The sequence below is a fragment of the uncultured Campylobacter sp. genome, assembly GCF_938030815.1.
Lineage (GTDB): Bacteria > Campylobacterota > Campylobacteria > Campylobacterales > Campylobacteraceae > Campylobacter_B.
Genome location: NZ_CALHII010000072.1, coordinates 1 through 8,448 on the forward strand (window position 1 = coordinate 1; position 8,448 = coordinate 8,448).

The window sequence follows — 8,448 nt, forward strand, 5'->3', positions numbered from 1 at the left end:
CGATTTCTATGAACCCTTTACCAATCTCTTAACGCAAGGCATGGTCATTAAAGACGGCGCAAAGATGAGTAAAAGCAAAGGAAACACCGTCGATCCGGATGATATCATCGAGACCTATGGCGCCGATACGGCGAGACTTTTTATACTTTTTGCCGCGCCGCCGCAAAAGGAGCTTGAGTGGAACGACAGCGCGGTAGAGGGCGCGTATAAATTTCTTAGTCGCCTATACGATCGCGCCGAAAATGCTTATGCTACGGATAAAATTCCGCAGATCGACCACGCCGCTTTAAATAAAGAGGAAAAATACGCCCGCCTTAAAGTTTACGAGGCGCTTAAGAAGTCGCAGCAGGTTTATGAGAGCAGCTTTGCTTTCAATACCCTAATCGCCGCGTGTATGGAGGCGCTAAACGCCCTAAACGCGCAGAGTAACAAAGACGTATTTACTGAGGGTTACTTTGTGATCTTAAGTCTGCTTGAGCCTATCGTGCCGCACATCTGCGCCGAGCTTAGCGAGCGGCTGTTTAAAAGGCGGAATTTCGGCGAGCTACGAGTTTGCGAAGAGGTATTCGAAAGCGATACTATTAAACTTGCCGTCACGATTAACGGCAAAAAACGCGCCGAGTTTGAAGCGGGCGCGAGCCTAAGCGAGGGCGAAATTTTAAGCCTTGCGAAGCAAAACTGCGCCAAATGGCTAGAGGGCAAGAGCGTCGTAAAAGAAATTTATGTCAAAAACAAGCTTGTAAATTTGGTGGTAAAGTAGGCGAAGATGAGAAAAGTTTTAACCGTTTTTTGTTTGATTTTTTTAATCGGCTGCGGCTACAAGCCCGTTTCAAGGATTGCAAAAGAGACGATGAGTGGAAGTGTATTTGTGGATGTGATGATGAGCAAAACTGATCCGCAAAACACCGTCGCTATTAAAGATGCGATCAGGCAGGGTATAGTCCAGCGCCTAGGGATGAGCCTTGCGGATAAAAACTCGGCGCAGACGATCGTAGTAGCGAGCATAAAAAGCCTAAGCTTTAGCGAGCTTTCATACGATCAGTTCGGCTATGTCACTAGCTACCGCGCAAATCTCATCGTAAATTTTAGCACCAAGCTTAAAAACGGCGAGGTTTTCAGCAAGGATTGCGTGGGCGATTACGATTTTAAAGTTAGCCGCCTAGTCAAAAATAGCTACGATACGAGCTCGATCATTAGCGATAAGGACCGCTACAAGGCGATCGAAAATGCCTCTGAGCAGGCGTTTGACGAGTTTATTTCGGCGCTTGCGATTAGGGGATTCAGACTTGAGCGGGCGCAGCATTAAAGAATTTTTGCGAAATCGCCCGATTTATTACAAAAAAATCGACTATGAGCGCTTCCCGCGGGCGTATGCCGCCATTAAAGATAAAATTCCGCTCAAAAACGTCATTCAGATCATCGGCACCAACGGCAAGGGCAGCACTGGGCGGTTTTTGGCTAACGCGATCGCCGCAGCGGGCTTTAGCGTCGGGCACTACACTAGCCCGCACGTTTTTAGGCTCAACGAGCGCATCTATCTAGGCGGACGCATCGCGCAAAGTCCCGTTTTTGCGTTAAATTCAGGCGCTTCAAATTTTAAAAACGAGCAAAATTCCGCTTTGGCGCCAAATTTTACGGAAAAACAAAATTCCATAAAGATGCAAAATTTTGTGAGCGGAGAAAATTCCGCCTCTCAAATTTCTATTTCTAATTTGCAAAATTCCGCCACGCAGGATTTTATCGCTACTCAGAATTCGCACGGCGAGCAGAATTCCGCCCTGCAAAACTCCGTTTATACCACGCAAAATTTTTGTAGCAAGCATAATTTCATCGCGCAAAATTCCATAGATACGCAAAATTCTGCTTCTACACAAAATTTATGGAATTCGCAAAATCTCAAATTTTCGTCTGAGCAAAATTTTAAATCTCCGCTAAGATCAAATTTTAAATCCACTCAAAGCTCGCCTCCCATTTCGCTAGGGCGCGATGCTACGGATGAGGAGCTTGATTTCGCGCATGAGTTTTTGCAAGAGAGCTTGCCCGCGGAGTTTAAAGATAGCCTGTCGTATTTCGAGTATCTCACGCTGGCGGCGGCAGTGCTTTTTAGGGATTGCGATTACTGCGTGATCGAGGCTGGGATGGGCGGCGAGTTTGACGCTACGTCGAGCTTTGGGCGCACGCTGTCGCTTTTTACGCCGATCGGCACCGATCATTTGGGTATGCTAGGACAAAATCTAGAGCAGATCGCCCACACCAAGCTCATTACGATGGATAAGGAAGCGATTTTAAGCGATGAGATGAGCGAGGTTCCGCTTCGTATCGCGCAGCAGATCGCAGAGCAAAAAGGAACTCATTTGAGGTTTGCAGCAGAGCTTTTAAGCGAGAGTGAGCAAGCGCAGATTGCATGGTTTTGCGCGCACAATAATCTGCCTAAATTTCAAATTTCAAATTTAGCTCTAGCGCTTGCCGCGATGAAATTTTTAAATTTGAAATTTGAAATTTCGCAGCTACCGCCTCTAAATTTACGCGGCAGGATGGAGACTCTGGCGCCTAATTTACGCGTGGACGTCGGGCACAACGAGCTTGCGGCGCAGCAAGTAGTCCACGAAATTACCGAAATCTACGGGGGTAAAAAAATCGTGCTGATTTACAATGCTTTTGCCGATAAGGACGTGGCTGCGGTGCTGCGGACTTTAGCGCCCGTGGTAGAGCGCGTGGAGATCTTTAACTACGAGGTTGCGGATCGCGAAATGGCGGCAGAGGCGATAACCCGTGCGCTTGACGCGCTTAAAATTCCGCATTCGCCGTTTCGCGGCGAGCTTAGAGCGGACGAGGAGTATTTGGTTTTTGGCTCGTTTCATTTGGTAGAAAATTTCATTTTATGGCTTGAGGCGCGCCGTGGCTAAAACTAAACTTACCCTAAGCGATCACTTTGGCACCAAGACACTGTATTTTGGCGAAAATTTTAGATTTCAACTTAAAATTTTATCCGCGTTTTTTGTAATTTTTCTGCTTGTTTTGTTTTTTGCGATATTTAAACTCGCGAGCGACCGTTCAAATTTAAAAGAGCTAAACAAAACCCTATACGCCGAAAATCTCGCGCTAAAAGAGCAAAATATCGCGCTTGAGAGCAAAAATGAGGAGGTGCTTGCCAAGCTGGACGGACGCGAGGACGACGGAGGCGGGCTGGATAGTGATATCCAGGTAATGCTTGCGATGAATGAGATGAAAAAGGAGCGTAAAAAGGGCTCCGGCGCGCACATCGCAGCTAGCGAAAAAACGGCGAGCGCGATTCTTAGCGCTGTGCCTAACGGACTCCCGATGCAGTATCGCGGCGTAACTAGCTCTTTTGGGATGCGCGCTCATCCGATCAGCGGCGTTATGAGGATGCACCACGGCATCGACTTGCGAGCAAGCGAGGGGACTCCGGTGTTTGCGACGGCAGAGGGCTTCGTGCAGTTTGCAGGCGGCAGCGGTAGCGGATATGGAATTTTAGTGATTCTATCGCACAATTACGGTTTTGAGACTCGCTACGGCCACCTTAGCTCCGCGGTCGTAACGCCCGGTTCTTGGGTTAAAAAGGGCGATCTTATCGGCTATAGCGGTAACACCGGCTATAGCACCGGTCCGCACCTGCATTACGAAATTAGGTTTTTGGCTCAAAGCGTCGATCCTGCAAATTTTATGAGCTGGAACGCGCAAAATTTCAAAAATATCTCGACCTTGGAGCCTAACGTATCGTGGCAGGAGATCGCAAACGTCGTGCAGCACCAGATCGAAAGGTTTAAATAATGCAAGCCGAGGTTTACGAATACTTTTTGCAAAACCAAAAAGAGCTTTTGATCTGCGAGGACGATAAAGAGGCTGCGGCGTGCGAGCAGGTGCTTAAATTTATGGGCTACGCAGCCTTTTGCCTGCCCGACTTTAGAGCGAGCTTCGGCGAGGATCTGCGCAGCTACATGGGCGAGCTTGCGGGTATCAGCACCGCTCTTAGCGCGTTTTACAAAACAAGCGGCAAAAAAATTTTAATCTCTCCCGTCCGCACGATTCTAAACAAACTCCCCGCCGCAAGCCATCTGCGCCCGCTAAATATAAAATTTGGAAGCGAGTTAAGCCTAAGCGAGCTGAAAGAGGAAATTTTACGCCTTGGATACGACGTGCGCGATATCGTCGAAAGCATGGGCGAGGTAAGCTTCCGTGGTGAGATTATCGATATTTTTTCGGTAGGGAGCGAAAGCGCGGTTAGAATTCTACTCGACGGCGAGAGGGTCGAGAGCATCAGGCGCTTTGACGTCGCGACGCAAAAAAGCGAAAAAGATGAGCTTTCGCAAGCCGAGATAGCGCCGTTTTTAGCAAATTTAAGCGAGGACGAGTTTGAGAGCGTGAGCGAAAAGATATCGCGCGCGGACAGCGACGCGCTAGCTCGCGATCTGGGTTCGCTAGGGTTTTGGTTTATCGAGGGCTTCGTAGATTACGCGAGCGCGTTTGATTGCGTCTTGCTGCACGAGATCAAAAAGGATGAAATTTTTTCCGAGCGCAATTTGGATTTTTTAGACGCGATCGAGGTACTGCCAGCGGCGCGTAAATTTAAAGACCTCGCCGTGACGCCGTCGCAGGAATTTTTTGAATTTCACCGCAGCGATGCTATCACGCTGATCGCGCGAAACGACGCGCTGCTCGCGCCGTTTGATCTTGGCGGATTTAGCAATATCGAAATTTTACGCGAGGATTTCGTCGTAAATTTAATAAGCGCCGAGCGGATCATCCTTTCGCTAAACAAAGCGGCGCCTAAAAAGCGCATGAAAAGATCGAGCCTGGCTCTGGATGAGCTAAACGTGGGCGATTTTGTCGTGCACGAAGATCACGGTATCGCTAAATTTAACGGGCTTGAGCTCATCGAGGTGATGGGGCGCAGCAAGGAGTTCGTATCCCTGCTCTACGAGGGCGGCGACAAGCTGCTGCTGCCGGTAGAGTATCTAAATAAGATCGATCGCTACGTCGCAAGCGGCGGCGCCGTGAGCTTGGATCATCTGGGCAGGGCGAGCTTTTCAAAAATTAAAGAGCGAGTACGTGAAAAGCTCTTCGCGATCGCTTCAAAGATCATTGCATTGGCGGCAAAGCGCGAGCTGGTGCGAGGGCTCGTCATCAAAAACGAAAGCGCGGATTATCCTAAATTTTTAAGCGCAAGCGGCTTTAGCTACACGAGCGATCAGCAAAAGGCGGTGAGCGCGATTTTGGCGGATCTGCAAAGCGGCAAGGTGATGGATCGCCTACTTAGCGGCGACGTGGGCTTTGGAAAGACCGAGGTTGCGATGAATGCGATCTTTGCTTGCATCCGCAGTGGGCATTCGGTGCTGTTTTTCGTGCCTACGACGCTGCTTAGCTCGCAGCATTACGCCACGCTTAGCGAGCGCTTTAGGGAGTTTGAAATTCCCGTTTTCAAGCTCGATCGCTTTAGCAGCGCGAGGCAAAAAAGTGAAATTTTAAAGCGCCTGCAAAGCGGAGAGGCGATCGTCGTGGTCGGCACGCATTCGCTTTTAAATTTAAACCCCACAAATTTAGGGCTTATAATCATCGATGAGGAGCATAAATTCGGCGTTAAGCAAAAGGAGCGGCTCAAAGAGAAAAGCGCCGCCTCGCACCTGCTTAGTATGTCCGCGACACCGATACCGCGCAGTCTAAATATGGCGCTAAGCTCGATCAAAAGCTACTCCACGCTGCTTAGCCCGCCGCAGGATCGCTTGGACGTGCGCACCTTCGTCAAGCAGTGGGACGAAAAGATCATAAAAGAGGCGATCTCGCGCGAGCTGCGACGCGGCGGGCAGATTTTTTACGTTCATAACCACATCGCGACGATGCAAAGCGCCAAAAAGAAACTGCTTGAAATTTTGCCGAGCCTTAAAATTCTAATTTTGCACTCCAAGATCGACGCTAAAACTACGGAGGATGAAATTTTAAAATTTGTGGCGGGTGGATACGATCTGCTACTTTGCACCAGCATCGTAGAAAGCGGCATCCACATGCCGCGCGTAAATACGATCATCGTCGAAAACGCCGATAAATTCGGCATCGCCGATCTGCACCAGCTGCGCGGTCGCGTCGGACGCAGCAATAAGCAGGGCTTTTGCTACTTTTTGATCGAGGATAAAACCGCTCTTACTCAGGACGCGCTAAAGCGGCTCGTAGCGCTTGAGAGCAACTCGTTTTTGGGCAGCGGCTCGGTGCTGGCGTATCACGATTTGGAGATTCGCGGCGGCGGAAATTTGCTCGGAGAGGCGCAGAGCGGGCATATCGAGGCGATCGGCTACTCGCTTTATCTAAAGATGCTCGAAGAGGAGATAGGCAAGCTGCTAAGCAGAAAGAGCGCCGCTGCGAGCGTGGAGCTTAAAATTTCGGTAAACGCCTTTTTGAACTCGGAATTTATCAGAGAAGATCGCCTGCGCTTGGATCTTTACAGGCGGCTTAGCAAGTGCGCAGAGGCGAGCGAAGTGCTTGAAATTTTCGGCGAGATCGAGGATCGCTTCGGGCGCGCGGACGTCTACACTAAGCAATTTATCGACGTGATGATGATTAAGGTTTTGGCTACGAAGCTTGGCTTGCGCGTGATTTCGAGCATGGATGAAAATATCTTGATCACCCTTGCAAACGGCGATAAGGTGCGATTAAAGGCACAGACGCGCGACGATGATGATGTGATAAGCGAAATTTTGATCTATCTGCGAAGGGAGCTAAAAAATGCGAACTTGCGATGAAAATATCAAAAAAAGCGCGAGCAAAAGCAGAAGCGAAGAGTTAAATTTGGACGCGGCGAGCGGTTTAAATTTAGCGTCGCAAGCCATCCTAAACAACGCTCAAAGCAGCTCTAGCGAGCAAATTTACTTTAGCGATTTTAGAGCGATTGATTGGCGTGCTGTGCAGGTCGCCGCTTTTCGCTCGAATAAAAAGGCGCTAAAGATCGTTCGCGACATCGATTTCACGGGTATTGACGCGCTCGTGGGGCTAGAGAGCCAAAAATCGGCTCTTATAAAAAACACGGACGCCTTCCTGCGTGGCTGCAGCGCCAACCACGCGCTTTTGTGGGGCGAGAGCGGCTGCGGCAAATCAAGCCTTGCGAAGGCGGTTTTTTCTAAATTTATCCCGCAAGGCCTTAAGATCATCGAGATCGGTAGGGACGATCTGGGTTATCTCGTGGATATAATCGACGCGATCCGCGAAACAAGCTTTAAATTTATCATCTTTTGCGATGATTTGAGCTTTGAGCTCGGCGAGAGTGGCTACAAGCACCTAAAGCCTCTGCTAGAGGGCTCGCTGGAGCGCGCGCCGCGCAACGTGCTGATGTATGCGACGTCCAATCGCCGCCACATCGTAGGCGAATGCGCAAGTGATAACGACGCTGCGCAGATCAGCCGCGGCGAGCTGCACCTAAGCGACGCGGCGAACGAGCGAATCAGCCTGAGCGAGCGCTTCGGGTTGCAGCTAAGCTTCTACGGCGGGGGCATACAGGAGTATTTAGGGATCGTAGATGCCTATTTTGCGGCTGCGCAAGGTATGAGCGCGGCGGAATTTCGCCTGAGCTTCGCCACAAATTTAGATGCGTTGCACGCAAAGGCGAGGGAGTTTGCGATGCTTCGCGCAAGTCGCAGCGGCCGTGCAGCAAAGCAGTTTTTCTTGAGCTTTAGCGAGGAATTTTTTGCAAATTTAAAAGGCGGCGGCAGATGAATACGGCGCGCGAATTTAAATTTGGCGTAAATTTTATCGCAGTGCTAGAGTGCGCGCAAAAAATCGCCGTCGCCGCGCGAAATTTTAGAAACTATGCCAGAAATTTCGGAGGCGCGAGATGAGCGCGACAGAGCTTTTTATCGCGCTTTTTCGCGCCGTGAAAATCAAGGATTTTCGCTGGTGGCCTGCGTTTGGAAGCTTTGAGGTGGTCGTGGGGGCGATTTTGATCCAAAACACGGCGTGGCGCAATGCAGACGCGGCACTGCAAAACCTGCGTAGTAAGGGGCTTTTGAGCTTAGAAAGCATCGCCGGGTTAGAGGAAGCGGAGCTTGCGCAGATCATCAAAGTAAGCGGATTTTATAATCAAAAAGCTAGGCGCCTAAGCTTGCTTTGCAAAGCGATAATCGCGGATTTTGGGGATTTTGAGAGCTTTAAAGCGGGCGTTAGCCGTGAGTGGCTGCTAGCGCGCAAGGGAATCAGCGCGGAGAGCTGCGACGCAATTCTGTGCTATGCGTGCGAGCGCGCTGTGATGGTCGCAGACAGCTATTCGGCGCGGCTGCTCGGGGCTTTGGGCTATGAGTTTGAAAGTTACGACGAGCTTAGCGCGTGGCTAGGCGAACTGGAATTTGAGCGGATCTATGAGTTTGTAAATTCCGCTAACTCTCCCTGCGATGCGGCGGCAAAAGCAGATAAGCTGGAGAACGAAAACGGCGTGTATGCGCTATTTCA

General features: G+C 49.9%; 8 protein-coding genes and 1 pseudogene. All 9 read left to right on the forward strand.

What is annotated here, in order from left to right:
- On the forward strand, nt 1-760 hold a 760-nt coding region (locus tag Q0277_RS02595; protein ID WP_297995274.1), incomplete at its 5' end, for a class I tRNA ligase family protein.
- Between the two features lie 6 nt (nt 761-766).
- Nucleotides 767-1,306: an LPS assembly lipoprotein LptE gene (gene lptE / locus Q0277_RS02600; RefSeq protein ID WP_297995277.1), complete on the forward strand. Its 540-nt coding sequence runs from the start codon at nt 767-769 to the stop codon at nt 1,304-1,306.
- A gap of 37 nt (nt 1,307-1,343) precedes the next feature.
- Nucleotides 1,344-1,517 (forward strand): annotated as a pseudogene (locus Q0277_RS11165) (bifunctional folylpolyglutamate synthase/dihydrofolate synthase); the annotation flags it as partial.
- Between the two features lie 141 nt (nt 1,518-1,658).
- The gene (locus tag Q0277_RS02605) at nt 1,659-2,906 is read left to right on the forward strand and encodes a bifunctional folylpolyglutamate synthase/dihydrofolate synthase (RefSeq protein WP_366517316.1); all 1,248 of its coding nucleotides are present in this window, start codon (nt 1,659-1,661) and stop codon (nt 2,904-2,906) included.
- Nucleotides 2,899-3,792, forward strand: coding sequence for a M23 family metallopeptidase (locus Q0277_RS02610; protein WP_297995281.1), 894 nt, complete (start codon nt 2,899-2,901; stop codon nt 3,790-3,792). The genes Q0277_RS02605 and Q0277_RS02610 overlap by 8 nt, the downstream gene beginning before the upstream one ends.
- On the forward strand, nt 3,792-6,752 hold the full coding sequence (locus Q0277_RS02615) for a DEAD/DEAH box helicase (RefSeq protein ID WP_297995284.1): 2,961 nt from the start codon (nt 3,792-3,794) through the stop codon (nt 6,750-6,752). Before Q0277_RS02610 ends, Q0277_RS02615 begins: the two co-directional genes overlap by 1 nt.
- A complete protein-coding gene (locus tag Q0277_RS02620; protein ID WP_297995286.1) occupies nt 6,736-7,719 on the forward strand; it encodes an ATP-binding protein in 984 nt (327 codons plus the stop codon). The genes Q0277_RS02615 and Q0277_RS02620 overlap by 17 nt, the downstream gene beginning before the upstream one ends.
- Entirely contained in the window at nt 7,716-7,841 is a 126-nt protein-coding gene (locus tag Q0277_RS02625) for a hypothetical protein (protein WP_297995287.1), read from the forward strand. The genes Q0277_RS02620 and Q0277_RS02625 overlap by 4 nt, the downstream gene beginning before the upstream one ends.
- Nucleotides 7,838-8,448 (forward strand): 3-methyladenine DNA glycosylase (locus Q0277_RS02630; RefSeq protein WP_297995292.1); only part of this gene is annotated, 611 nt, incomplete at its 3' end. The genes Q0277_RS02625 and Q0277_RS02630, both read left to right, overlap by 4 nt.